Origin of the sequence: Pseudomonas sp. GW456-L13 (genome assembly GCF_017350115.1) — a bacterium.
Lineage (GTDB): Bacteria > Pseudomonadota > Gammaproteobacteria > Pseudomonadales > Pseudomonadaceae > Aquipseudomonas > Aquipseudomonas jessenii.
Genome location: NZ_JACNAS010000002.1, coordinates 871,869 through 896,262, shown reverse-complemented (window position 1 = coordinate 896,262; position 24,394 = coordinate 871,869). Strand labels below are relative to the sequence as shown.

The 24,394-nt window shown below is 60.4% G+C and carries 24 protein-coding genes; 20 read left to right on the top strand and 4 right to left on the bottom strand.

The window, feature by feature from the left end; all coding sequences use genetic code 11:
- Positions 1-111: 111 nt before the first annotated feature.
- The 4 genes from J4D25_RS18085 (at position 112) to araH (ending at position 4,667) form a co-directional block, all read left to right on the top strand.
- A complete protein-coding gene (locus J4D25_RS18085; protein WP_057713727.1) occupies positions 112-930 on the top strand; it encodes an SDR family oxidoreductase in 819 nt (272 codons plus the stop codon).
- 142 nt (positions 931-1,072) lie between these two features.
- Complete coding sequence (locus J4D25_RS18080; protein WP_057713728.1) at positions 1,073-2,077, top strand: substrate-binding domain-containing protein; 1,005 nt, start codon at positions 1,073-1,075, stop codon at positions 2,075-2,077.
- 64 nt (positions 2,078-2,141) lie between these two features.
- Complete coding sequence (gene araG, locus J4D25_RS18075) at positions 2,142-3,686, top strand: L-arabinose ABC transporter ATP-binding protein AraG (protein WP_057713729.1); 1,545 nt, start codon at positions 2,142-2,144, stop codon at positions 3,684-3,686.
- A gap of 12 nt (positions 3,687-3,698) precedes the next feature.
- The gene (gene araH / locus J4D25_RS18070) at positions 3,699-4,667 is read left to right on the top strand and encodes an L-arabinose ABC transporter permease AraH (protein ID WP_056727447.1); all 969 of its coding nucleotides are present in this window, start codon (positions 3,699-3,701) and stop codon (positions 4,665-4,667) included.
- Between the two features lie 146 nt (positions 4,668-4,813).
- Here araH and J4D25_RS18065 read toward each other — a convergent pair whose 3' ends face one another.
- Positions 4,814-5,137, bottom strand: coding sequence for a hypothetical protein (locus J4D25_RS18065; protein ID WP_057713730.1), 324 nt, complete (start codon positions 5,135-5,137; stop codon positions 4,814-4,816).
- Positions 5,138-5,218: 81 nt separating this feature from the next.
- Positions 5,219-6,424 (bottom strand): MFS transporter, encoded by a 1,206-nt coding sequence (locus tag J4D25_RS18060; protein ID WP_057713731.1) that lies wholly within the window; start codon positions 6,422-6,424, stop codon positions 5,219-5,221.
- Between the two features lie 293 nt (positions 6,425-6,717).
- On the opposite strand from J4D25_RS18060, the gene J4D25_RS18055 reads away from it, so the two are divergent.
- From J4D25_RS18055 to J4D25_RS18030, 6 genes are all read left to right on the top strand, one after another.
- Positions 6,718-7,200, top strand: a complete 483-nt coding sequence (locus J4D25_RS18055) for a GNAT family N-acetyltransferase (RefSeq protein ID WP_057713732.1) — start codon at positions 6,718-6,720, stop codon at positions 7,198-7,200.
- Positions 7,201-7,345: 145 nt separating this feature from the next.
- Complete coding sequence (locus J4D25_RS18050) at positions 7,346-8,338, top strand: 2-dehydro-3-deoxygalactonokinase (protein ID WP_057713733.1); 993 nt, start codon at positions 7,346-7,348, stop codon at positions 8,336-8,338.
- 19 nt (positions 8,339-8,357) lie between these two features.
- Positions 8,358-8,978 (top strand): 2-dehydro-3-deoxy-6-phosphogalactonate aldolase, encoded by a 621-nt coding sequence (locus J4D25_RS18045; protein WP_057713734.1) that lies wholly within the window; start codon positions 8,358-8,360, stop codon positions 8,976-8,978.
- 48 nt (positions 8,979-9,026) lie between these two features.
- Positions 9,027-10,175 carry a galactonate dehydratase gene (dgoD, locus tag J4D25_RS18040; RefSeq protein WP_008047041.1) on the top strand — a complete coding sequence of 383 codons (1,149 nt, stop codon included), beginning with the start codon at positions 9,027-9,029 and terminating at the stop codon, positions 10,173-10,175.
- Positions 10,176-10,367: 192 nt separating this feature from the next.
- Complete coding sequence (locus tag J4D25_RS18035; RefSeq protein ID WP_057713735.1) at positions 10,368-11,678, top strand: MFS transporter; 1,311 nt, start codon at positions 10,368-10,370, stop codon at positions 11,676-11,678.
- Positions 11,679-11,738: 60 nt separating this feature from the next.
- Positions 11,739-12,542 carry an IclR family transcriptional regulator gene (locus J4D25_RS18030; RefSeq protein WP_057713736.1) on the top strand — a complete coding sequence of 268 codons (804 nt, stop codon included), beginning with the start codon at positions 11,739-11,741 and terminating at the stop codon, positions 12,540-12,542.
- On the opposite strand, the gene J4D25_RS18025 is transcribed toward J4D25_RS18030, so the two are convergent.
- Entirely contained in the window at positions 12,539-13,591 is a 1,053-nt protein-coding gene (locus tag J4D25_RS18025; protein WP_057713737.1) for an NAD(P)-dependent alcohol dehydrogenase, read from the bottom strand. The genes J4D25_RS18030 and J4D25_RS18025 overlap by 4 nt on opposite strands.
- Positions 13,592-13,794: 203 nt before the next feature.
- On the opposite strand from J4D25_RS18025, the gene J4D25_RS18020 reads away from it, so the two are divergent.
- A complete protein-coding gene (locus J4D25_RS18020; RefSeq protein WP_057713738.1) occupies positions 13,795-14,685 on the top strand; it encodes an AraC family transcriptional regulator in 891 nt (296 codons plus the stop codon).
- A 97-nt stretch (positions 14,686-14,782) separates the two neighbouring features.
- Here the strand turns inward: J4D25_RS18020 and J4D25_RS18015 are convergent, their stop codons facing one another.
- Entirely contained in the window at positions 14,783-16,447 is a 1,665-nt protein-coding gene (locus J4D25_RS18015) for an electron transfer flavoprotein-ubiquinone oxidoreductase (protein ID WP_057713739.1), read from the bottom strand.
- Between the two features lie 548 nt (positions 16,448-16,995).
- Between J4D25_RS18015 and J4D25_RS18010 the strand changes: the two genes are divergently transcribed.
- The 9 genes from J4D25_RS18010 (at position 16,996) to J4D25_RS17970 (ending at position 24,161) form a co-directional block, all read left to right on the top strand.
- Entirely contained in the window at positions 16,996-17,745 is a 750-nt protein-coding gene (locus J4D25_RS18010) for an electron transfer flavoprotein subunit beta/FixA family protein (protein WP_015093946.1), read from the top strand.
- Positions 17,746-17,747: 2 nt separating this feature from the next.
- Positions 17,748-18,677, top strand: coding sequence for an electron transfer flavoprotein subunit alpha/FixB family protein (locus tag J4D25_RS18005; protein WP_057713740.1), 930 nt, complete (start codon positions 17,748-17,750; stop codon positions 18,675-18,677).
- Between the two features lie 200 nt (positions 18,678-18,877).
- On the top strand, positions 18,878-19,717 hold the full coding sequence (locus J4D25_RS18000; protein ID WP_057713741.1) for an ABC transporter substrate-binding protein: 840 nt from the start codon (positions 18,878-18,880) through the stop codon (positions 19,715-19,717).
- Positions 19,718-19,726: 9 nt separating this feature from the next.
- Positions 19,727-20,083 (top strand): DUF4398 domain-containing protein, encoded by a 357-nt coding sequence (locus J4D25_RS17995; RefSeq protein ID WP_056727192.1) that lies wholly within the window; start codon positions 19,727-19,729, stop codon positions 20,081-20,083.
- Complete coding sequence (locus J4D25_RS17990; RefSeq protein WP_057713742.1) at positions 20,080-20,892, top strand: OmpA family protein; 813 nt, start codon at positions 20,080-20,082, stop codon at positions 20,890-20,892. Before J4D25_RS17995 ends, J4D25_RS17990 begins: the two co-directional genes overlap by 4 nt.
- A 201-nt stretch (positions 20,893-21,093) precedes the next feature.
- Entirely contained in the window at positions 21,094-22,533 is a 1,440-nt protein-coding gene (locus J4D25_RS17985) for a PLP-dependent aminotransferase family protein (RefSeq protein ID WP_007973699.1), read from the top strand.
- An 80-nt stretch (positions 22,534-22,613) separates the two neighbouring features.
- On the top strand, positions 22,614-23,093 hold the full coding sequence (locus tag J4D25_RS17980) for a hypothetical protein (protein ID WP_057713743.1): 480 nt from the start codon (positions 22,614-22,616) through the stop codon (positions 23,091-23,093).
- Between the two features lie 166 nt (positions 23,094-23,259).
- The gene (locus J4D25_RS17975) at positions 23,260-23,514 is read left to right on the top strand and encodes a YkgJ family cysteine cluster protein (protein WP_057713744.1); all 255 of its coding nucleotides are present in this window, start codon (positions 23,260-23,262) and stop codon (positions 23,512-23,514) included.
- Positions 23,515-23,555: 41 nt separating this feature from the next.
- Positions 23,556-24,161, top strand: coding sequence for an START domain-containing protein (locus J4D25_RS17970; RefSeq protein WP_057713745.1), 606 nt, complete (start codon positions 23,556-23,558; stop codon positions 24,159-24,161).
- Positions 24,162-24,394: the final 233 nt, after the last annotated feature.

The window sequence follows — 24,394 nt, the reverse complement described above, 5'->3', positions numbered from 1 at the left end:
GTTTCCAGGCTGAAACGTTTTCGCACTCACCTGTTTCCTACCCAGCGCCTTTTGACCGGACATCGACAGATGCCCGGTTTTCGTCGTGTTTTCGAACAGGAGTCTTGATCCATGGCTGAACCACTGTCATTGCCCCCGGTGCCCGAACCACCCAGGGGCGAACGCCTGAAAAACAAGGTCGTCTTGCTGACCGGTGCCGCCCAGGGTATTGGCGAAGCGATTGTGGCGACCTTCGCGTCCCAGCAGGCCAGGCTGATCATCAGCGACATTCAGGGCGAGAAAGTCGAGAAGGTCGCGGCGCATTGGCGAGACCAGGGCGCCGATGTGGTGGCGATCAAGGCCGACGTGTCGCGTCAGCAGGACCTGCACGCCATGGCCCGGCTGGCGATCGACCTGCACGGCCGGATCGATGTGCTGGTCAACTGCGCCGGGGTCAACGTATTCCGCGATCCGCTGGAAATGACCGAGGAAGACTGGCGTCGCTGCTTTGCCATCGACCTCGATGGTGCCTGGTACGGTTGCAAGGCGGTGCTGCCGCAGATGATCGAGCAGGGCATCGGCAGCATCATCAATATCGCGTCCACCCATTCCACCCACATCATTCCTGGCTGCTTCCCGTACCCGGTGGCCAAGCATGGCCTGCTCGGCCTGACCCGCGCGCTGGGCATCGAATATGCGCCCAAGGGTGTGCGCGTCAACGCGATTGCGCCGGGCTACATCGAAACCCAGTTGAACGTCGATTACTGGAACGGTTTTGCCGACCCCCACGCCGAACGCCAGCGAGCGTTTGACCTGCACCCGCCGCGCCGTATCGGGCAGCCGATCGAAGTGGCAATGACCGCCGTGTTCCTGGCCAGTGATGAAGCGCCGTTCATCAATGCCTCGTGCATCACCATCGATGGTGGTCGCTCGGTGATGTACCACGACTGAGTGATCGGGCTTTCCGGCTCCTTGCTACGCCTGAAATCCAATCATCATACGATATGACTATTGGCAGTATGTTTTTACCGCCCGTTGGTTAACAAAGAACGCTTTCAACGAGTGCTCAAGAAAAATAACAAGGAGTCAGCTTATGAATCGTCGTCATGCTATCCGTTCCCTGTGCTGTGCCGCGTTGGCGGTCTCGGCGTTCAGCCTGAGCAACACGCTGCTGGCAGCCGAGGAAGTGAAGATCGGTTTCCTGGTCAAGCAGGCCGAAGAACCCTGGTTCCAGACCGAGTGGGCCTTTGCCGAAAAGGCCGGGAAAGAGAAGGGCTTCACCCTGATCAAGATCGCCGTGCCCGACGGTGAGAAAACCCTTTCTGCCATCGACAGCCTCGCGGCCAACGGCGCCAAGGGGTTCGTGATCTGCCCGCCGGACGTGTCCCTCGGCCCGGCGATCATGGCCAAGGCCAAACTCAACGGGTTGAAAGTGATCGCCGTCGATGACCGTTTCGTCGATGCCAGCGGCAAGTTCATGGAAGACGTGCCGTACCTCGGCATGGCCGCTTTCGAAGTCGGTCAGAAACAAGGTAATGCCATGGCGACCGAAGCGAAGAAACGCGGCTGGGACTGGAAAGACACCTATGCGGTGATCAACACCTACAACGAACTCGACACCGGCAAGAAGCGCACCGACGGTTCGGTGAAAGCGCTGCAGGATGCCGGCATGCCGAAAGACCACATCCTGTTCGCGGCCCTCAAGACCCTCGACGTGCCGGGCAGCATGGACGCCACCAACTCGGCCCTGGTGAAACTGCCGGGGGCGGCGAAAAACCTGATCATCGGCGGCATGAACGACAACACCGTCCTCGGCGGGGTGCGCGCCACCGAGAGCGCCGGTTTCGCCGCGGCCAACGTGATCGGCATCGGCATCAACGGTACCGACGCCATCGGCGAGCTGAAGAAACCCGACAGCGGCTTCTACGGCTCGATGCTGCCGAGCCCGCACATCGAGGGCTACAACACCGCCAGCATGATGTACGAGTGGGTCACCACCGGCAAAGAACCGGCGAAGTACACCGCCATGGATGACGTGACGCTGATCACCCGCGACAACTTCAAGCAGGAACTGGAAAAGATCGGCCTGTGGAACTGACGGCCGTTTGACTTCAGCGGCGGCCTCGGCGGCGGGGTCGCCTGATCGGTGTGAAGAGGTGGTTATGCACGCGCAAACAATCCAACACGAACACAGCCTTACCGGCAGCTTGCGCTTCAACGGGATCGGCAAGACCTTTCCCGGGGTGAAGGCGCTGGACAACATCAGCTTCGTCGCCCATCCGGGGCAGGTTCACGCCTTGATGGGCGAGAACGGCGCCGGCAAGTCGACGCTGCTGAAAATTCTCGGTGGAGCCTACACGCCTTGCAGCGGTGCCTTGCAGATCGGCGAGCGGACGATGGACTTCAAGTCCACCGCCGACAGCATCGGCAGTGGCGTCGCGGTGATCCACCAGGAGTTGCATCTGGTGCCGGAAATGACCGTGGCCGAGAACCTGTTTCTCGGGCATCTGCCAGCCAGTTTCGGCCTGATCAATCGCAGCACCCTGCGCCAGCAGGCACTGGCCTGCCTCAAAGGCCTGGCCGATGAAATCGACCCGCAGGAGAAAGTCGGGCGCCTGTCCCTCGGCCAGCGGCAACTGGTGGAAATCGCCAAGGCTTTGTCCCGTGGCGCCCACGTGATTGCCTTCGACGAACCCACCAGCAGCCTTTCGGCAAGGGAGATCGACCGCTTGATGGCGATCATCGGCCGGCTGCGGGACGAAGGCAAAGTGGTGCTCTATGTCTCCCATCGCATGGAAGAAGTGTTCCGCATCTGCAACGCGGTGACGGTGTTCAAGGACGGGCGCTACGTGCGCACGTTCGATGACATGAGCCAACTGACCCACGATCAACTGGTCACCTGCATGGTCGGGCGCGACATCCAGGACATCTACGATTACCGCCCGCGCCAGCGCGGCGCCGTGGCACTCAAGGTCGACGGACTGCTCGGGCCGGGGTTGCGCGAGCCAGTGAGTTTCGAGGTGCACAAAGGCGAAATCCTCGGGCTGTTCGGGCTGGTTGGGGCCGGTCGCACCGAGCTGTTGCGCCTGCTCAGTGGTCTGGCACGCCACAGCGCCGGACAGCTGAAACTTCGAGGCCATGAACTGAAGCTGCGTTCACCCCGGGACGCGATTGCCGCCGGGATCCTGTTGTGCCCCGAGGACCGCAAGAAGGAAGGCATCCTGCCGCTGGCCAGCGTCGCGGAGAACATCAACATCAGCGCCCGAGGCGCCCACTCCACCTTCGGTTGCCTGTTGCGTGGCCTGTGGGAGAAGGACAACGCCGAGCAGCAGATCAAGGCGTTGAAAGTGAAGACGCCCAACGCGGCGCAGAAAATCATGTACCTGTCCGGTGGCAATCAGCAGAAGGCCATTCTCGGCCGCTGGCTGTCGATGCCGATGAAAGTGCTGCTGCTCGACGAACCCACACGCGGCATCGACATCGGTGCCAAGGCCGAGATCTACCAGATCATCCATAACCTGGCAGCCGAGGGGATCGCGGTGATTGTGGTGTCCAGCGACTTGATGGAAGTCATGGGCATTTCCGACCGCATCCTGGTGCTGTGCGAAGGCGCCCTGCGTGGCGAACTGAGCCGCGAACAGGCCAACGAATCCAACCTGCTGCAACTGGCTTTGCCGCGCCAACGCGCCGACGGCGTGGCGAACTGAGAGGTGACTATGATGACAACCCAAAACAACACCCTGCCGACCACGCGCAAACCGCTGGACTTGCGGCGCTTCCTTGATGACTGGGTGATGCTGCTGGCGGCGGTCGGCATCTTTGTCGCCTGCACCTTGCTGATCGACAACTTCCTTTCACCGCTGAACATGCGTGGCCTGGGCCTGGCGATTTCCACCACCGGCATTGCTGCCTGCACCATGTTGTATTGCCTGGCGTCCGGGCATTTCGACTTGTCGGTGGGCTCGGTGATTGCCTGTGCCGGGGTGGTCGCGGCGGTGGTGATGCGCGACACCAACAGCGTGTTTCTCGGTGTCTGTGCGGCGCTGGTGATGGGCCTGATCGTCGGGTTGATCAACGGGATAGTGATCGCCAAGCTGCGGGTCAATGCGTTGATCACCACGCTGGCGACCATGCAGATCGTGCGCGGTCTGGCCTACATCTTCGCCAACGGCAAAGCGGTGGGGGTGTCCCAGGAATCGTTCTTTGTGTTCGGTAACGGCCAGATGTTTGGCGTGCCGGTACCGATCCTGATCACCATCGTCTGCTTCCTGTTCTTCGGCTGGCTGCTGAACTACACCACCTACGGGCGCAACACCATGGCCATCGGCGGCAACCAGGAAGCGGCGCTGCTGGCCGGTGTGAATGTCGACCGGACCAAGATCATCATCTTCGCCGTGCACGGTGTGATCGGCGCGTTGGCCGGGGTGATCCTGGCCTCGCGCATGACCTCCGGCCAGCCAATGATCGGCCAGGGTTTCGAATTGACGGTGATCTCGGCCTGCGTGCTGGGCGGGGTGTCGTTGAGTGGCGGAATCGGCATGATCCGGCACGTGATTGCCGGGGTGTTGATTCTGGCGATCATCGAAAATGCGATGAACCTGAAGAACATCGATACGTTTTATCAGTATGTGATCCGGGGTTCGATTTTGCTTCTGGCCGTCGTGATTGACCGCCTGAAACAGCGCTGACACCCCATTACACCTGTGGGAGCGGGCTTGCCCGCGATGAGGCCAACAGCTTCAGCACAAAAAGTTGGCCTTAACCCGCCTTGCGCTTTTGCTCGGCGGTGTATTTGGTTTTGCTTCCACGAGGCATGGGATTTCTCCTGGCTTCATTACTCTCTCAAATGGCTTTCCTCGTCCTCGGTGGTGCTTGAACCGAGGCCACCACTGCCGGGTGTTTTTTTGTCCGGCAGGTTCGTCCCGCCCTGACGTCCCGCGTCGTTGCCTTGAATCCGCGGGTCGGTGCCGGTGGCGGGCGGCAGGTTCTGGTCGATCGTCGTGCCATCGGTGTTCATGCCGGGGGCACTCTGGATGGCGGGAGCCCTGGGTTTTTCCACCGGATTGGTAGGGCCGGTGCTCGAGCCGATGGTTCCGGCGAAGGAGGCGGCGGATAAAAGGGCAGTGAGAACGAGGGCGGTCAACCTGGACAGGGTCATGGTGGTGTCTCCAGCGAGTAGAGTCCTTACCTGATTAGTCCGCCCTCGATCCGGATGGGTGCATTGTCAGCGACGAACGGCTCAGGCCTCCTCCAGTGCCCTGACCGCTGTGGCTCTACGCCAGATCAAGCGGCCCACGGTGATCAGCCAGTTGAGCGAGGCAACTGCCAACACCGTGAGCAACAGCGTGGGCATGCCTTGCTCGACGATGATTTTCCCTGCCAGCAATGGAAATCCGAACACGCCGATGAAGTACGACAGGCTGAACAGCAGCAAGGATTGTGCGGTGGTGCCGTTCGGCGCTTCATTGGCGGCCAGGCCGTTGATCACCGAGTAGGTCAGGCCGTAACCGATCCCGAGCATCACTGCCGCGAGCACGTAGCTGACGCTGCTGTCGACGACAAAACCGAACATCACGATCGATGCCAGCATCAGCCCCGAAAGCAGGCACGATGCACGCAATGGATCGCGCTTGACCACGAAACCGGCAACCAGCATGCGGCCGCTGATCGCCGCGCTCATGAAGCCGAGGAAGAACAGCGAATAGTCGAGCGATCGCGCTGCGGCATAACTGGTTTGAAAGCTCGACAGACCACCGAACACGCTGCCGCCGAGACCAACCATGATGATCGGGAAAACGGCCCTGGACGACAGCACCTGACCCGCTGCACGCCAGGAAATTCGCGACACGCTGCCAGATTGCGCGGGCGCCGGTTTCAGTTGTCGATCCAGGCGCCAGAACAGCAATACGCCGATCAGGCTGGCCAGCGCCGCCAGGTAAAACGCCGCGGTCACCGGATAACCGAGCGCACTTGCCGCGCGGCCGAGCAACGGGCCGCTGCCGATCCCGGTCATCATGCTGCCGGACAACAGGGCGAAGTATCTGGCGCGCTGCGCGGGTGTCACCAGGCTTGCCACGATGATCGGCCCCAGGGTGTAGAACACGCCCCAGCCCAAGCCCAGCAGCAGGCCGAAAAACAACAACAGGTGACCGAAGCCCGGGGTCAGGGCGAAGCCCAGGCTGGCGGCTACCAGCAATACACCGAACAGCGCCACCGAGCGGGCGGCACCGAGCAGGTCGGACAAATGACCGGAAACAATCACCGCTGCAAAGGTGCTGAGCATTGCCGCCGAAATCACACTTCCGGCGTCGTGTTCGTTACCGCCGCGAGAACCAATCAGCAACGACAGCAGAAACGTCGAGCCGTAGGACAATGACAACAGGTAACTGGCGAGGCAAAAAAGGCCGAACAGCTTGTTTGAAACTGGGGGTGTTGCGGTGGGCATGACGCGGTTCCTTGACCGGATAAATGAGCAGCGCGTCTATCTAACCACGCAGACCCCGAATATTAGGTCCGAGGTTATCGATTCCAGGGTTAGTGCCGGCCGGAGTAAACCCCCTTTGTAGGAGCGAGCTTGCTCGCGATGAACCCGAGAACACCGCGTGTATCCAGAAAGCACGCGTTATCGTTAACGACCATCACGAGCGAGCTCGCTCCTACAGGTGTTGGGACAGTTCCCTCGCCACAAATACCGCGCCGACTTAGTATGGCGTTTTCCACTTTTGACAAGGCACGTCCATGACGATCGAAATCCGCCCGGCGACCCCCAGTGACGCACCGCAAATCCTCGCGTTCATCACTGAACTGGCCGACTACGAACGTGCCCGCCATGAAGTCATCGCCAGCGTTGCCGATATCGAGCGCAGTCTGTTCAGCGAAGGCGCCACAGCCCATGGCCTGATCTGCCTGCGCGAGGGTGCACCCATCGGTTTCGCGGTGTTCTTCTTCAGCTATTCCACCTGGCTTGGCAGCAACTGCCTGTACCTCGAAGACCTCTACATCACCCCGGAGCAACGCGGCGGTGGCGCGGGCAAGACCCTGTTGCGGCATCTGGCGAAAATCGCCTGCGCCAACGACTGCGGCCGTTTCGAGTGGAGCGTGCTGGAATGGAATACGCCGGCCATCGATTTCTACAAATCCCTGGGCGCGCAGCCGCAGGAGGAGTGGGTGCGCTATCGGATGGATGGGGCGGTGTTGCGGGATTTTGCAGCGGGTAACTGATCGCTTCCAAAAGATCGCAGCCTTCGGGCTGCGATTTTTTTGCCTTGTCTCATAATATGGGATTGATATTTATATATTGAGATTTGTCCCTCCGCAGGTTTATAGTCCCGCTCACTCACTGCCAAAAACCAAAACAGGTGAAGCGATGCAGGCGCAATTGATCGCGCTCGACTGGGGGACAACCTCATTACGTGCTTACAAACTGGCCGAAGGCGGGCAAGTGCTCGAACAGCGTTCGCTGTCGTCGGGGATCATGCAGCTGCCGAAAGCGCCGCGAATCATTGGCGGCCGGGAATGCGCCGATGGTTTCGAACTGGCCTTCGGTGAGGCTTGTGGCGACTGGCTCGACGCCCAGCCGGATTTGCCGGTGATTGCCTGCGGCATGGTCGGCAGCGCCCAGGGTTGGAGCGAAGCGGCCTACCGCGACACGCCGGCGAACGTCGCCACGCTCGGTACTTCCTTGCAAACCGTGCGCAGCCGGCGCGGCGTCGATGTGCACATCGTGCCCGGCGTCATCGAGCGTTCGCCTTTGCCGAACGTGATGCGCGGCGAAGAAACCCAGGTACTCGGCGTGCTGCAAAACCTGACGAGCGAGGCGGGGGCTGATCTGCTGATCGGCCTGCCGGGCAGCCATTCGAAATGGGTGGAAGTGGCCGACGGCTGCATCGTGCACTTCGACACTTTCATGACCGGCGAAGTCTTCGCCGTGCTCAGTCAACACAGCATTCTCGGGCGCACCCAACAATGTGGCGCGTCTTTCGATGGCGATGCGTTTGATCGCGGCGTGAAGGTCGCGTTGTCGGCGCACGGTGAAATCGGCCTGCTGTCGACGATGTTCAGCGCCCGCAGTCTCGGGCTGACCGGCGAGTTGAGCGCAATCGCCCAGGCGGACTATCTGTCCGGCCTGCTGATCGGCCACGAGTTGACGGCCGTGGCCAATGTCCAGCGGCGCCGACGCAACAGTGTGCATCTGCCTTCGATCATCCTCATCGGCAACACCCAACTCTGTGCCCGCTACAGCCGTGCGCTCGACGCCTGCGGTTTTGCCCGGGTGACTCTGGCCGATCAGGCCACCGAACGCGGGTTGTGGCAACTGGCGCTGGCTGCCGGCCTGGTCACGTGCACCGCATCCCGTTAAACCTGACTGGAGTCCTGACATGCTCAAACAAGCCCTGGCGCAAAACGGCCTGATCGCGATCCTGCGTGGCCTGCGCCCGCAGGAAGCGGCGGCCATCGGCGAAGTCCTGTACGCCGCCGGATTTCGCGTCATCGAAGTGCCGCTCAATTCCCCTGAACCGTACGAAAGTATCCGCATCCTGCGCAGTACCTTGCCCGCCGATTGCCTGATCGGTGCCGGTACGGTGTTGACGCCGGAGCAGGTCGAGCAAGTGAAAGCCGCGGGCGGCCAGGTGATCGTCATGCCCCATAGCGATCCGAAGGTCTTGCGCGCGGCGAAAGCGGCAGGGTTGTACCTGTCGCCGGGTGTCGCCACGCCGACCGAAGCCTTCACGGCACTGGCTGAAGGCGCGGATGTGCTGAAGCTGTTTCCGGCCGAGCAGATGGGGCCGGCAGTCGTCAAAGCCTGGCTCGCCGTATTGCCTGCCGGAACCCTTCTGGCGCCGGTCGGCGGGATCACGCCGGACAACATGCAGTCGTTCATCGACGCCGGCGTCAAAGGTTTCGGCCTCGGTTCCGGCCTGTTCAAACCGGGCATGACGCCTACGCAAGTGGCGGCCAATGCCGAGGCCTACGTCGCTGCCTGGAAAGCCCTTCGCTAAGACTTCATTGAGCGCCGAGCGCGCTGCATCTAATAAGAGAGCCAAAAGATGAAAATCACCAAACTGACCACCTTCATCGTTCCGCCGCGCTGGTGCTTCCTCAAGGTCGAAACCGACGAGGGCGTCACCGGTTGGGGTGAGCCCGTGGTCGAAGGCCGCGCCCACACCGTTGCCGCTGCCGTTGAAGAATTGTCCGACTACCTGATCGGTAAAGACCCGCGCAACATCGAAGACATCTGGACCGTGCTCTATCGCGGCGGCTTCTACCGTGGCGGCGCGATCCACATGAGCGCTCTGGCCGGTATCGATCAGGCCTTGTGGGACATCAAGGGCAAGGCGCTGGGCGTGTCGGTCAGCGATCTGCTGGGTGGCCAGGTGCGGGACAAGATTCGTGTGTACTCGTGGATCGGCGGTGACCGTCCAGCGGACACCGCGCGTGCGGCGAAAGAAGCGGTCGAGCGTGGTTTTACCGCGGTGAAAATGAACGGCACCGAAGAGCTGCAATTCCTCGATACCTTCGACAAGGTCGACCAGGCCCTGGCCAACGTCGCTGCGGTGCGCGATGCCGTCGGCCCGAACGTCGGCATAGGCGTGGACTTCCATGGCAGGGTGCACAAGCCCATGGCCAAGGTGCTGATGAAGGAGCTTGATCCGTACAAGCTGATGTTCATCGAAGAGCCGGTGCTGAGCGAAAACTACGAAGCGCTCAAAGAGTTGGCGCCGCTGACCAGTACGCCGATTGCCCTGGGCGAACGGCTGTTCTCGCGCTGGGATTTCAAGCGCGTGCTCAGCGAAGGTTATGTCGACATCATCCAGCCGGATGCCTCCCACGCTGGTGGCATCACCGAGACCCGCAAGATCGCCAACATGGCCGAAGCCTACGACGTGGCGCTGGCGCTGCATTGCCCGCTGGGCCCGATTGCCCTGGCGGCCTGCCTGCAACTGGACGCGGCTTGCTATAACGCGTTCATCCAGGAACAGAGCCTGGGCATCCATTACAACGAGAGCAACGACCTGCTCGACTACGTCAAAGACCCAAGGGTGTTCGACTACGACAAAGGCTTCGTGAAGATCCCGAACGGCCCGGGCCTGGGCATCGAGATCAACGAGGAATACGTGATCGAACGCGCCGCCATCGGTCACCGATGGCGCAACCCGATCTGGCGCCATGCCGATGGCAGTTTTGCCGAGTGGTGAGTCACTGACACACCACCGTCCCCTGTGGGAGCGGGCTTGCTCGCGAAAGCGTCCTGTCAGTCACATCAATGTTGGATGTGCAGCCGTCTTCGCGAGCAAGCCCGCTCCCACACTAGATCTCCATGGATAGAGGGATCTGCGTTTCCCCGGTTTTCTCATTGACCTCAATAACCATAAGAAGAGGCACCCCTCATGCAACCGCAAACCCTCACCGGGCAGGCGTCGTTGGTGACGCCCAGCCGCAAGCGTTTTTTCATCATGGTGCTGTTGTTCATCACCGTGGTGATCAACTACCTGGACCGCAGCAACCTGTCCATCGCTGCCCCGGCATTGACCAGTGACTTGGGCATCGACCCGATCCACGTCGGCCTGATCTTCTCCGCGTTCGGCTGGACCTACGCGGCCATGCAAATCCCCGGCGGCTGGCTGGTGGATCGCGTGCCACCGCGCATCCTTTACAGTGTTGCCTTGCTGCTGTGGTCGGTGGCCACGGTGATGCTCGGCTTCGCCGGCAGCTTCATCGCGCTGTTCGTGTTGCGCATGGCAGTCGGCGCCCTGGAAGCGCCGGCGTACCCGATCAACAGCCGTGTGGTCACCACCTGGTTCCCCGAGCGCGAGCGTGCCACGGCCATCGGTTTCTATACCTCCGGGCAATTCGTCGGTCTGGCCTTCCTGACGCCAGTGCTGGCCTGGCTGCAGCACGAGTTCGGCTGGCACATGGTGTTCGTCACCACTGGCGCGGTGGGCATTGTGTGGGCGGTGATCTGGTACGCGGTGTATCGCGAGCCACGGGATTTCAAAGGCGCCAATGACGCGGAAATCGATTTGATCCGCGAGGGCGGCGGGCTGGTGGATATCCAGGCCGAACAGGCCAGGGTCAAAGCCAAATTCAGCTGGACCGACCTGGGGATTGTCCTGACCAAGCGCAAGCTCTGGGGCATTTACCTCGGGCAGTTCTGCCTCAACTCGACACTGTGGTTCTTCCTCACCTGGTTCCCGACCTACCTGGTGAAGTATCGCGGCATGGACTTCATCAAGTCCGGCCTGTTGGCATCGCTGCCGTTTCTCGCCGCGTTTATCGGTGTGCTGTGTTCCGGTTTCTTCTCGGACTTTTTGATCCGTCGCGGTTACACGGTAGGTTTCGCCCGCAAGTTGCCGATCATCAGTGGCCTGCTGATTTCCACCTCGATCATCGGCGCCAACTTTGTCGAGTCGACGCCGTTGGTGATTGCCTTCCTCGCGCTGGCATTCTTCGGCAATGGCCTGGCTTCGATTACCTGGTCGCTGGTATCGACCTTGGCTCCGGCGCGCTTGCTCGGGCTGACCGGTGGTGTGTTCAACTTCATCGGCAACCTGTCGGCGATTGCCACGCCAATCGTGATCGGCTTCCTCGCGACGGGTGATTCTTTTGCCCCGGCGATCACCTACATCTCGGTGCTGGCACTGATTGGCGCACTGTCCTACATCTTGCTGGTGGGCAAGGTCGAGCGTATCAAGTTGTAGTCGTGGCACGCGGGCGACCATAATGCCGCCCGTTCACTCGCTCAACGGTAAAGGCTGGATATGCAGGAAGACGCCCCAAAAATCGCCAAGGACGCCGCGCCGACCGGCACCCAGACCCTGCTTCGCGGGTTGGGTGTGGTCCAGGCCGTGGCCAGCGGCGCCCGGGATCTCAAGGAAATCGCCCGGCTGATCGGCACCACGCGCAGCACCACCCATCGCCTGGCCAGTTGCCTGGTGGACGAGCGTTATCTGCGGGTGGTGCCGCAAGTCGGTTATTTGCTGGGGCCGAAACTGATCGAACTGGGCTTTCAGGCCCGTGAAGAGCTGCCGTTGGTGACCCTGGCCGGGCCGTACCTGGATGAGTTGTCGGCGTTGACCGGCGACACCATTCACCTGGCGATCCGTGAAGGCGACGAAGTGCTGTACCTGCACAAGAATCCGGGGCGCAATGGCCCGGAAATGCGTTCGCGGGTCGGCCATCGCATGCCGTTGGCGCGCACCGGGATCGGCAAGGCGCTGATGCTCGATGATTCACCGCAAGAGTGGCAGCGCCTGTACGAAGTCAGCCTGCCGGTGGGTGGGAAAAACCAGTTCTGGCCGCAGCACCCGGAGCAAACCTGGGAGCAGTTTCAGCAGCGCATGGTCGAGTATGTGGCCGGCGGTTATGCGTTCGACCTGGAAGACAACGAACCGTCGATTCGCTGTGTGGCCGCTCCGATCCGTGATGCCAGCAAGCGCATTGTGGCCGGCATCAGCATTGCCAGTACCGTGCCTTACATGCCGCTGGAAAAAATGGCCGAGCTGATTCCCCTGATCAAAGGGGTCACGGCCCGGCTGTCGGCGGAGCTTGGCTTGAAGGTTTAGATTTTCAAGGTCGCCATGTCGATGACGAAGCGGTACTTCACGTCACCGGCGATCATGCGGGCGTAAGCCTCGTTGATCTGGCGGATGTCGAGCATCTCTATGTCGCAGGTGATGTTGTGTTCGGCGCAGAAATCCAGCACTTCCTGGGTTTCTGCGATGCCGCCGATCAGCGAGCCGGCGAGCACGCGACGCCCCAACACCAGTTTGGCGGCATGAACCGGTGGCTCCACCGGTTCGATCAACCCCACCAGGATATGTACGCCGTCGAATCGCAGCGTATCGAGGTAAGGGTTGAGGTCGTGCTGCACCGGAATGGTGTCGAGCAGGAAATCGAAGTGCCCGGCCGCAGCCTGCATCTGGGCGTCATCGGTGGACACGATCACATGGTCCGCGCCCTGACGACGAGCCTCTTCGGCCTTGCTCGCCGAACGGGTGAACAAGGTCACCTCGGCGCCCATGGCCTTGGCGAACTTGATGCCCATGTGGCCCAGGCCGCCCATGCCGAGAATCCCGACCTTGTCACCGGCCTTCACGCCGTAGTGCTTGAGCGGTGAGTAGGTGGTGATGCCGGCGCACAGGATCGGCGCGGCGCTGGCCAGGGGCAGTTTTTCCGGGATACGCACCACAAAGTGCTCGCTGACCACGATGCTGTCGGAGTAGCCGCCCATGGTGTTGCTGCCATCCACGCGGTCCGGGGTGGCGTAGGTCATGGTCGGACCTTCGAGGCAGTATTGCTCGAGGTTGGCCTGGCAGGCTTCGCAGCTGCGACACGAATCGACCATGCAGCCGACACCGACCAGATCGCCGACTTTATGCTGGGTGACACTCGCACCTACGGCGGTCACCTTGCCTACGATTTCGTGGCCAGGCATCAGCGGGTAAACGGCAATGCCCCACTCGTTGCGGGCCTGATGGATGTCGGAATGGCAGACGCCGCAGTAGAGAATCTCGATGGCAACGTCGTCAGGCCTTGGGCTGCGACGTTCGAATTTCACGGGGGCGAGGGGAGTGGTGGCCGACTGGGCGGCGTATCCGATGGCGGTGTACATGGTGAACCTCGCAAAAGCGCTGACGGGTGAGGTGGCGCATTCTGGGCGTCGTCCCCTGTACCGGCCATGGCGATTCCTCCGGGTGTCATGCCTATTCCTCCGGCATCCGCCTCTGTTCGAACCCATTGGCAATCAGACCTGCGATGATGCTTTCGTCCCTTAATCCGTGACCTTTTTTGTGACCTTTTTTGTGAAGAGCCCCGATGCTGTTGACCCGTTACCTTGATGCCAATGCCACCCTGGTTTCACTGATCGAGCCGCTGTCCACTCGCGACGGTTTCGTCCCAACTGCGTTGCCGGGCGTACAGGTTCTGCGGGCCAGTTGTGACGTGGCCCGTGGGCCGCAGATCTATGAGCCGAGCCTGGTGATCATCGCCCAGGGCAGCAAACTGGCGTACCTGGGGCCGCGCACCCTGGAATATGGTGCTGGGCATTACCTGATTCAGGCGCTGCCGGTGCCGTTCGAGTGTGAAACCTTTGCCGCGCCCAGCGGGCCGATGCTGGGTGTTTCCGTCGCGATAGACCGGGTGATGCTGGGCGAGTTGGTGTTGGCGATGGGCCTGGCGCCGGGGCGGCATATTCCGGCGCAAACACCGGAGTCCATGACCTCGGCAGTGCTCGATGACGCCATGCGCGGTTGTGTCGAGCGGCTGCTGCGTTGCCTGCACGATCCGCTGGAATGCCAGATCATGGGGCAAGCGCGTTTGCGTGAGTTGCTGTTCGTCGCCTTGCGCGGTCCGCAAGCCGATGTATTGCGGGCACTGGTTGAGCAGCAGGGGCAGTTCGCCCGGATCGCGGCATCCCTCAGTCATCTGCATGCGCATTACACCGAACCGTTGAACGTCGAGACCCTGGCCAGTTGCGCCAACATGAGTGCGTCGACCTTTCACGAGCATTTCAAGCGCAGCACCTTGTTGTCACCGGTGCAGTACCTGAAGCGATTGCGTCTGCTGCGGGCGCAGCAGTTGTTGGTGGGAGAGGGGCTGGGTGTGGCGCAGGTGGCGCATCGGGTGGGGTATCAGAGCACGTCGCAGTTCAGTCGCGAGTACAAGCGGTACTTCGAGCGCAATCCCGGGGATGAACGCGCTGCCTGAGTTGGTAATAGATCCCCTGTGGGGGCGGTGTTATGTCCTGAATCGCACGCAACAAAAAGGCCCCCGTTTCGGGAGCCTTGATGTTCAGCGGTTCCGCTTACATGTTCGGGTAAGTCGGGCCGCCAGCGCCTTCCGGCGCCACCCAGGTGATGTTCTGAGCAGGATCCTTGATGTCGCAGGTCTTGCAGTGAACGCAGTTCTGGGCGTTGATCTGGAAGCGCTTCTCGCCGTCTTCCTTGGTGATCACTTCATACACGCCGGCCGGGCAGTAACGCTGGGCAGGTTCGTCGTACAGCGGCAGGTTCTTGCTGATCGGGATGCTCGCGTCGGCCAGCTTCAAGTGGCATGGCTGCTCTTCTTCGTGGTTGGTACCGGAGATGAACACCGAGCTGAGTTTGTCGAAGCTGAGCTTGCCGTCCGGTTTCGGGTAGTCGATCTTCTTGCAGTCGGCCGCGAGCTTGAGGCAAGCGTAATCCGGCTTGGTGTCGTGCAGGGTGAACGGCAGTTTGCCGCCGAAGATGTTCTGGTCGAGCCAGTTGAAACCGCCGCCGACGATGGCGCCGAACTTGTGGATCGCCGGGCCGAAGTTGCGGCTGGCGAACAGTTCTTCGTAGAGCCAGCTCTTCTTGAACGCGTCGACGTAAGTGGTCAGCTCTTCGGTGCCGTCCTTCTCGGCGAACAGCGCCTCGGCCACGGATTCAGCGGCGAGCATGCCGGACTTCATCGCGGTGTGGCTGCCTTTGATCTTGGCGAAGTTCAGGGTACCGAGGTCGCAACCGATCAGCGCGCCGCCCTTGAACACCATTTTCGGCAGCGAGTTCAGGCCGCCCTTGCAGATGGCACGTGCGCCGTAGCTGATGCGCTTGCCGCCTTCCAGGTACTGAGCAAGCACCGGGTGATGCTTGAGACGCTGGAACTCGTCGAACGGCGACAGGTAGGTGTTGCTGTAGGACAGGTCGACGATCAGGCCAACCACGACCTGGTTGTTTTCCAGGTGATAGAGGAACGAGCCACCGGTGTTCTCGGTGCCCATGATGTCCATCGGCCAACCGGCGGTGTGCACTACCAGGCCTGGCTGATGCTTGGCCGGGTCGACTTCCCAGATTTCCTTCAGGCCGATGCCGTAGTGCTGGGCATCAGCGTCAGTGTCCAGGTTGAAGCGCTTGATCAGTTGCTTGCCGATGTGGCCACGGCAACCTTCGGCGAACAGCGTGTACTTGCCACGCAGTTCCATGCCAGGAGTGTACAAGCCTTCCTTCGGGTTGCCTTCGCGGTCGACGCCCAGGTCGCCGGTGATGATCCCGCGAACCACGCCGTTTTCGTCGATCAGCGCTTCCTGAGCGGCGAAGCCAGGGTAGATTTCCACGCCCAGGTTCTCGGCCTGCTGGGCCAGCCATCGGCACAGGTTGCCCAGGGAGATGATGTAGTTGCCTTCGTTGTGCATGGTCTTGGGCACAAAGAAGTCTGGAATTTTCTGCGCGCTTTCAGCGTTCTTGAGCACGAAGATGTCGTCGCGGGTGACGGGCGTGTTCAGCGGCGCGCCGAGTTCTTTCCAGTTCGGGAACAGTTCGTTCAGGGCCCGTGGTTCGAACACGGCGCCGGACAGAATGTGAGCACCGACTTCGGAGCCTTTTTCGACCACGCAGACGCTGATTTCCTTACCGGCTTCGGCGGCCTTCTGCTTCAAGCGGCAGGCGGCGGAAAGACCAGCGGGGCCGGCACCGACGATGACCACGTCGAATTCCATGTATTCGCGTTCCACAGGTTATCTCCTACTCAAGGCTCAACAGTTTTTTTTCTAATTTGGAAGTCGGGTGTCGCATCCATGAATTCCGGCGCAACGCCGGAAGAGGACAATCGATTGACCACCTTTCTCTTTTGGTGGCGCATTATATCTACACCACTCTCAGCGTCCAATACAAACGTTTGTTTGAATTGGCTCAAAGCCAGAGAAATCAAAGTCACGCGCCTTATGAACGGCCATTTTGGCGTATTGACCGGAATAGGCGTTCCGGTCAAGATACGGGCGGTTTTGCGCTCGCCGTAGGCTGGCTGTTGGTTTCAAGAGCACCTCTAAAGACAGGGCGATGGCAGTAGAGAGTGATGCGCTGCGCGGGTTTGATGTGCAGTTTACACGCCGCGATGTTGAATGACTCGTCAGTCACCACTGACCAACGGTCATCCAGATCATGAGCGATGGTCACTTGACCGCTTTGCCGGCGTTTTTGGAGGTGCCCTTGCGCCCGATGAGCATCAACCGCCAGGTTCGCCTAGGCGACTTTCTTTTCACCGGAGAGTAACGAGGAATCCATGAAGGTTCTTGTAGCTGTCAAACGCGTTGTGGATTACAACGTCAAGGTTCGCGTCAAGGCGGACAATTCCGGCGTCGATCTTGCCAACGTCAAGATGTCGATGAACCCGTTCTGCGAAATCGCCGTGGAAGAAGCCGTACGCCTGAAAGAGAAGGGTGTTGCGACTGAAATCGTCGTCGTCTCCGTAGGCCCGTCCACCGCTCAAGAGCAACTGCGCACTGCGCTGGCTCTGGGTGCCGACCGCGCCATCCTCGTCGAGTCCGCCGAAGACCTGACTTCCCTGGCTGTTGCCAAACTGTTGAAAGCTGTTGTCGACAAGGAACAGCCTCAGCTGGTGATCCTTGGCAAACAGGCCATCGACAGCGACAACAACCAGACTGGCCAGATGCTTGCTGCATTGAGCGGCTACGGTCAGGGCACGTTCGCTTCGAAAGTCGAAATCAGCGGCGACAGCGTAGCTGTGACCCGTGAAATCGACGGCGGCGCGCAGACAGTTTCCCTGAAACTGCCGGCGATCGTCACCACCGACCTGCGTTTGAACGAGCCGCGCTATGCGTCTCTGCCAAACATCATGAAAGCCAAGAAGAAGCCTCTCGAAGTGCTGACTCCGGATGCTTTGGGCGTTTCCACCGCCTCCACCAACAAGACTTTGAAAGTCGAAGCGCCGGCTGCACGCAGCGCGGGTATCAAGGTCAAGTCGGTGGCTGAACTGGTCGAGAAACTGAAAAACGAAGCGAAGGTAATCTAATCATGACTATCTTGGTAATCGCTGAGCACGACAACAAGGTTGTGGCTCCTGCCACCCTGAACACCGTTGCTGCTGCCGCCAAAATCGGTGGCGACATCCACGTTCTGGTCGCTGGCCAGGGTGTGGGTGCCGTGGCTGAAGCCGCTGCGAAAATCGCTGGCGTGAGCAAAGTATTGGTAGCTGACAACGCTGCCTACGCGCACCAGCTGCCGGAAAACGTCGCTCCTCTGGTTGCAGAGTTGGGCAAGGGCTACAGCCACATCCTGGCTGCCGCTACTTCCAACGGCAAAAACATCCTGCCGCGCGTTGCCGCTGCCCTGGACGTTGACCAGATCTCCGAGATCATCTCGGTAGAAAGCGCCGACACCTTCAAGCGTCCGATCTACGCCGGTAACGCCATCGCTACCGTTCAGTCGAACGCTGCGGTCAAGGTGATCACCGTGCGTGCCACCGGTTTCGACCCGGTTGCAGCTGAAGGTGGCTCCGCTGCCGTTGAAGCTGTTGGCGCTGCCCACGACGCTGGCATCTCCAGCTTCGTTGGCGAAGAACTGGCCAAGTCCGATCGTCCGGAACTGACCGCTGCCAAGATCGTCGTTTCCGGCGGTCGCGGCATGCAGAACGGCGACAACTTCAAACACCTGTACGCCCTGGCCGACAAGCTGGGCGCTGCCGTCGGTGCATCGCGCGCCGCGGTCGACGCAGGTTTTGTACCCAACGACATGCAGGTCGGTCAGACCGGCAAGATCGTTGCTCCACAGCTGTACATCGCCGTCGGTATCTCCGGCGCGATCCAGCACCTGGCCGGCATGAAAGACTCCAAAGTGATCGTTGCGATCAACAAGGACGAAGAAGCGCCGATCTTCCAGGTGGCCGATTACGGCCTGGTGGCGGACCTGTTCGAAGCCATCCCTGAGTTGGAGAAGCTGGTCTAATCCGGCTGCTTCACTTATAAAGAGCCCGGCCTTTTGGTCGGGCTTTTTTTTGCTCTTCATTCTGTAGGAGCGAGCTTGCTCGCGATGGACGTTAACGATGACGCGTCGATCCTGGATAAACGCGGTGCCTTTGAATCCATCGCGAGCAAGCTCGCTCCTACAGGGGGGGGCATAACCAGGTATGAGTGGAGTGTGAAGCCATGGATCTGCGCTGTGTGTGGAGCTTGCTGGGATTGACGCTATTGCCGGCGCTGTCTGTCGCCGCGGGTAAATGCGAGCGGCTGGTGGTCACCGGCAGCCCGGATGCACCGCCGTACCTGTGGCAAGACCCGCACAATCCCAAATACCTGATCGGTGCCAGCGCCGATTTGCTGCAGCAAGTGGCGGGGGAGTTGGGGCTCAAGGTCGAACTGCTTTATGCCGGAAAACGCGCCCAGGCCCTGGACGAAGTGCGCAGCGGGCGCATGGACATGCTGGCGGACGCGACGTTGACCGTCAGCGAGCTGGAGACCCTGGACTACATCCATCCAGCCTTGCTGGAAAACGACTACCTGGTCTGGACTCGCAAGGACTCGACACTGGTCTACAACGAAGCACAGGACCTGCACGGCCATCCCGGTGCCGTGTCGGAAAAGGCCCGAATGACCCCGCAATTCAGCACCTTTGCTGGACAGCAACTGACCCTCACGCGCACGTCCAACCTGACCCAGGCCTTTCAGAAACTGCTGTTGGGCGAGGTCGAGTTTGTACTGGCAGGGCGTTACTCGGGCATGGCGACCGCACAGACACTGGGCATGGCCGCTGACCTGGTCGCGCGCGCGCAACCGGTCGACAAACCTGGCCTGTACCTGGCGATTTCCCATGACTCGGCGTGCAACGATCCGTGGTTGCGCGGACAGTTGGCCAAAAAGATGACAGAATTGCCCGCGTCCGGACTGACGGAGGCCGTGCTGATGCGCAATATCGAGCGATGGAAAGCACAACGCTCACAACCACAGCCAAGCCCCCCGCAACAACCCGTCAGTACCCCAAAACAGTAAGGATTTTCAGTGAGTATTCGACCTCTTTTCGCTGCCGTGGCCTTTGCCGCCCTGGCGGGTTGTGCAACCGATCCTGCGCCGAATGAACAGATTCGCCTGACCGAACAGGCACTCGAACAGGCCAAGGCCGTAGGCGCCACCGCCGACGATGTGCCGGAAATGAAACTGGCCGAAGACAAGTTCAACCGCGCCAAGGGCAACATGACCGATCAATCCTTCAAAAATGCACGCATGCGGGCCGAACAGGCCGAACTCGATGCGCGCCTGGCTGAAGCCAAGGTGTTGACGGCCAAGAGCGAGGAGCAGTTGAACGTGCTCAACACCCGCATCGCCCGCCTGCGCAAGCAACTGGGAGATGCCCAATGAGCCTCAAGAGCAAAGCCCTCGGCGGTTTGATCCTGGCAGGCTGCGCGAGCCTCTTTGGCTGCGCCAGCCAGCACAGCGAGTCCGCGTTGCAGCAGGCCGGTGCCGACTTTCAGAAGGTCAAGGAAGACTCCAATGTGCTGCGAATCGCCCCCAAGGACGTGATTCGCGCCGGTGAGTCCCTGGCCCGTGCCGATCGCCTGTCCAGCTATTGGGGCAGCGGTTCGGATGTGGTGCATTACGCCTACCTGAGCCAGCGCTACAGCGCCATTGCCCGGGAGCACACCAATCAGGTGCTCAACGAAGAGCAGGCGGCAAAACTCGAACTGGAGCGGCAGCGTCTGCAACTGGCATTGCGCGAGTCCAAACTGTTCAGCGTGCAGCAGCAAGGCAAATGGCTCGAGGAGCAGATCCTGGCATTGACGACCAGCCAGACCGACCGCGGTCTGGTGATGACCCTGGGCGACATGCTGTTCGACACCGGCGAAGCGGAATTGAAACCGTCGGCCAACCGTGTGGTGTTGAAGATCGTGCAGTTCCTGCAACTCAACCCCAAGCGAGTGGTGCGGATCGAAGGTTATACGGACAGTACCGGGGGCAAGCAGGAAAACCTCAAGCTGTCCCGCGACCGCGCGCAATCGGTGGCTGACGTGCTGATGGACCTGGGTATCGACGACAAGCGCATCCAGGTCGAGGGTTATGGCGACGAGTATCCGGTGGACGCGAACGCGTCGGAACGGGGCCGGGCGCAGAATCGTCGGGTGGAAATTGTGTTTTCCGACGAAAAGGGCCAGCTCGGCGCTGCCCGCTAAGGGTTGCGTCGCTGGAAAGCCCGGCCTGCCATGCAGTGCCGGGTTTTTTTATGCCTGCCGATTACCGCACAAAACAGTACAGATTTTGCTGACACTGCACTGTACGGTCGACTATTGTGGCAACTGTCCCCGTACACTTCTAAACTGTTCCGGTATTGTTTCACACAAGAATAAAATGCCCGTGAAATCGAGTGCTGCGTCATGACCAATCTTTTGCTCTATCAACGTATTGCTCAACAACTGGCCGAAGACATCCGCCGTGGGGTCTATCAGCCGGGGGAGCGCGTGCCTTCGGTGCGCAAGATGAGCTCGCAGCTCAATGTCAGCCATGCGACGGTGTTGCAGGCGTATGCCAATCTCGAGGATCAGGGGCTGATCCGCGCCCGGCCGCAGTCGGGTTACTACGTGCACCAGACGCCGGCGCTCACCGCGCCGACGCCGGACATCGCCCGGGTCGAGCGCCCCGGGCTGGTCACTCGCAGCAGCATCATTCAGCAAGTCCTGGTCGAGTCCCGTCGTGAAGGTGTCTTCCCGCTGGGCGCTGCGGTGCCGAGTGTCGACTATCTGCCGGTGCGGGCATTGCATCAGCAATTGGCCAAAGTCACCCGTTTCCATAGCCCGCGGGCCTTCAGCTACATGTTCAGCCCTGGTTTCGAGCCGTTGCGCCGACAGGTGGCGATCCGCATGCGCGATGCCGGCGTGGTGGTCGATCCGTCGGAAGTGGTGATCACCCACGGTTGCGTCGATGCGCTGCAGATGTCCTTGCGTGTGCTGACCCGTCCGGGCGATCTGATCGCGGCCGAGTCGCCGACCTATTACGGGTTGCTGCAACTGGCCGACCTGTTGGGTCTCAAAGTCATCGAGATCCCCAGTGATCCAGCCACGGGCATGAGCCTGGAAGCCCTGCAACTGGCGGCCAACCAATGGTCGATCAAGGCGTTGGTGCTGACCACCCGTCTGAGCAATCCGTTGGGTGGCACCATGCCGGAGGAGCGGCAGAAACAATTGCTGCGCCTGGCGTCGGACTTCGATATCCAGATTGTCGAAGACGATATCTACGGTGAGCTGATGTTCGAGCAGGGGCGCACCAAGTCTCTCAAGGCCTATGATCGGCTGGATCGGGTGATCTATTGCTCGAGTTTCTCCAAAACCCTGTCGCCTGGCGTGCGGATCGGCTGGATGATCGCCGGCAAGTATCAGCAGGAAATCCAGCGCTTGCAGACCTTCAGTACGCATTCCGCGTGCAGCGTGACCCAGATGGGCATTGCCGCGTACCTGGAAAATGGCGGGTACGACCGGCATTTGCGCTTCATCCGTCAGGAGTACCGGAAAAACCTCAGCGCCTTCCAATTGGCGGTGCAGCAGTATTTCCCTGAAGGCACGCAGATGACCCGACCTACCGGCGGCTTCATTCTGTGGGTCAGTCTGCCGGGGCGGGTCAACACGCAAGAGTTGCACGTGCGGGCATTGCAGCAGGGCATCAGTATCGCGCCGGGACTGATCTTCAGTAATACCGAGCAATTCAATCACTGCATCCGGCTCAATTGCGGCACCCCGTGGAACCGCGAGGCCGAGCGTGCATTGATGACCCTGGGCATGCTGGCCACCCAACTCTGCCAGGAGATGGCTGGCGGTTTGTAACAGGCTGCGACTGCGCTTGTCTTGTGGGCTGCAACAGGCGAGCATATGCATCTCTGCCGTTTGCACCCACCGTTGGATACATGAAACCGACTTTTCCTGCCGCCTGGCTTTGGCTCTGCCTGATTGCGAGTATTCAGCCGGCATCCGTCGTGGCTGCCACCGAGCAGGATCAGACTACCGGCAGTTTCCACGTCGCACCGAAAGAAGCCGCACCTGCGAAAAAAGCCTCGGCGGCCAGTAAGCAGGCTGCGCCCGTGAAAAAGCGTCCGCCCATTGCCTCCAAATCGAAACCGGCCAGCGAGGTGGCAAAGACTGAGCTTCCATCTACCAAACTGGATCTGAGCTTGCCCAAGGAAATGGTTCAAGAGCTCAAGCCGGTCGGAACGGTGCCGTTGGTCAGGCGCGAGCCGTTGTTACCCCAGATGTTCGGTGACAAAAGCGGCAACAGCGAGTTCCAGCTCAACGGCCGCCTGCTCAGCAACGAAATGCAGCTGCAACTGCGAAATGAAGAACGCCACGAGGTCGAAGGCGCGGCACTGGATTTCGAGTTCAAGCAGTAACCCCGTCAGGATCCGCGAGCCGCAGGCCAGACGCTTTGTCGGAGACTGGCCGGTCATGCTCGTTTGCGTTGAAAAACCCGCCCGCAGGTAATTTAAAACAACTGTTTTAACGGGTACTCTGTGCCCCGTCCATTAACACATTGCTCGTCGCGAGGAGCTTGTCGTCATGAAATGCCGTGAGGGCTGTGGCGCTTGTTGCATTGCCCCTTCCATCAGTTCACCGATTCCCGGTATGCCCAATGGCAAGGCCGCGGGGCAGCGTTGCCTGCAACTTTCCTCCGATAACCTGTGCAGTATTTTCGGCCAGCCGGAACGGCCGGCGGTGTGTTCTGCCTTCGAGGCCGACCCCGAGGTGTGCGGAAACAGCAGCGAAGAAGCCATCCGGTTGATTGGCTGGTGGGAGCAAATGACGGCGGCGTGATGTGTTCTACGAACGGAACTTCAACAATAAGGAATAAGACTATGGGTTCGCTGCATCGTATGGCTGTGCTGTGTGGTTTGACGGTTGTGCTGGCTACCTCGACGGCCCAGGCCGAAGACTGGAAGGTCAAGAAAGACGAAGACGGCATCAAGATCTCCCTGAGTGAAGTGGCCGGCTCCGACTACAAGGCCTACCAGGGCGTCACGCTGATGAAGACCACCATGGCCAAGCTGCGTGCGTTGCAGGACGACGTGTCCGGAGCCTGCGCCTGGATTCACGAATGCAAAACCCAGAAGCTGCTCAAGCACGAAGGTGAGCAGAGCTGGACCTACACTCAGTTCAACACCCCTTGGCCGGTTACTCCCCGTGATTCGGTGTTGCACATCACCACCATCGAAGGGGCCGATGGCAGCCTGACCCGCAAGCTCGAAGGCGTGCCGAAATACATTCCTGAAGAAAAAGGCTTCGTCCGGGTCACCAAGGTCGACGGTTTCTGGAAGTTCGTACCCAAGGGCGACCAGATCGAAGTGACCTATCAGGTGCACACCGAGCCGGGCGGCAGCGTGCCGTCGATGGTGGCCAACAAGTTCGTGGTGGATGCCCCGTTCAATACCTTGAAAGCCCTCAAGGAACGCGCCGAGAAGTAATTGTGTCACTCTTTTGAGGTGACTTCGTGACGCCCCGACTCGATCGGGGCGTTTGCTTTTTTGAACGCTGCTCAGGTTTTAATTTGTTACCGGATATGCGTTGCACGAAATTTTCACCCACTCTCCAAGACAATTCGCCGGCTCTCCCGTAACGCGCAGCGTATGGCTGAATGCAGGATGAAAGACTCGGGATGAGGGTAGTTATCAATGGCAATGCTGCCGTTGATCGTGCA

Coding starts and splice junctions, on each gene's coding strand:
- J4D25_RS18025 (WP_057713737.1), bottom strand. CDS start 13,591: ATGTACACCGCCATCGGATACGCCGCCCAGTCGGCCACCACTCCCCTC.
- J4D25_RS18035 (WP_057713735.1), top strand. CDS start 10,368: ATGCAACCGCAAACCCTCACCGGGCAGGCGTCGTTGGTGACGCCCAGC.
- J4D25_RS18045 (WP_057713734.1), top strand. CDS start 8,358: ATGCTCAAACAAGCCCTGGCGCAAAACGGCCTGATCGCGATCCTGCGT.
- J4D25_RS18060 (WP_057713731.1), bottom strand. CDS start 6,424: ATGCCCACCGCAACACCCCCAGTTTCAAACAAGCTGTTCGGCCTTTTT.
- J4D25_RS17990 (WP_057713742.1), top strand. CDS start 20,080: ATGAGCCTCAAGAGCAAAGCCCTCGGCGGTTTGATCCTGGCAGGCTGC.
- J4D25_RS18030 (WP_057713736.1), top strand. CDS start 11,739: ATGCAGGAAGACGCCCCAAAAATCGCCAAGGACGCCGCGCCGACCGGC.
- J4D25_RS17970 (WP_057713745.1), top strand. CDS start 23,556: ATGGGTTCGCTGCATCGTATGGCTGTGCTGTGTGGTTTGACGGTTGTG.
- J4D25_RS18080 (WP_057713728.1), top strand. CDS start 1,073: ATGAATCGTCGTCATGCTATCCGTTCCCTGTGCTGTGCCGCGTTGGCG.
- J4D25_RS18020 (WP_057713738.1), top strand. CDS start 13,795: ATGCTGTTGACCCGTTACCTTGATGCCAATGCCACCCTGGTTTCACTG.
- J4D25_RS17975 (WP_057713744.1), top strand. CDS start 23,260: ATGAAATGCCGTGAGGGCTGTGGCGCTTGTTGCATTGCCCCTTCCATC.
- araH (WP_056727447.1), top strand. CDS start 3,699: ATGACAACCCAAAACAACACCCTGCCGACCACGCGCAAACCGCTGGAC.
- J4D25_RS18010 (WP_015093946.1), top strand. CDS start 16,996: ATGAAGGTTCTTGTAGCTGTCAAACGCGTTGTGGATTACAACGTCAAG.
- J4D25_RS18055 (WP_057713732.1), top strand. CDS start 6,718: ATGACGATCGAAATCCGCCCGGCGACCCCCAGTGACGCACCGCAAATC.
- J4D25_RS18065 (WP_057713730.1), bottom strand. CDS start 5,137: ATGACCCTGTCCAGGTTGACCGCCCTCGTTCTCACTGCCCTTTTATCC.
- dgoD (WP_008047041.1), top strand. CDS start 9,027: ATGAAAATCACCAAACTGACCACCTTCATCGTTCCGCCGCGCTGGTGC.
- J4D25_RS18085 (WP_057713727.1), top strand. CDS start 112: ATGGCTGAACCACTGTCATTGCCCCCGGTGCCCGAACCACCCAGGGGC.
- J4D25_RS18005 (WP_057713740.1), top strand. CDS start 17,748: ATGACTATCTTGGTAATCGCTGAGCACGACAACAAGGTTGTGGCTCCT.
- J4D25_RS18000 (WP_057713741.1), top strand. CDS start 18,878: ATGGATCTGCGCTGTGTGTGGAGCTTGCTGGGATTGACGCTATTGCCG.
- J4D25_RS18050 (WP_057713733.1), top strand. CDS start 7,346: ATGCAGGCGCAATTGATCGCGCTCGACTGGGGGACAACCTCATTACGT.
- J4D25_RS17985 (WP_007973699.1), top strand. CDS start 21,094: ATGACCAATCTTTTGCTCTATCAACGTATTGCTCAACAACTGGCCGAA.
- J4D25_RS17980 (WP_057713743.1), top strand. CDS start 22,614: ATGAAACCGACTTTTCCTGCCGCCTGGCTTTGGCTCTGCCTGATTGCG.
- araG (WP_057713729.1), top strand. CDS start 2,142: ATGCACGCGCAAACAATCCAACACGAACACAGCCTTACCGGCAGCTTG.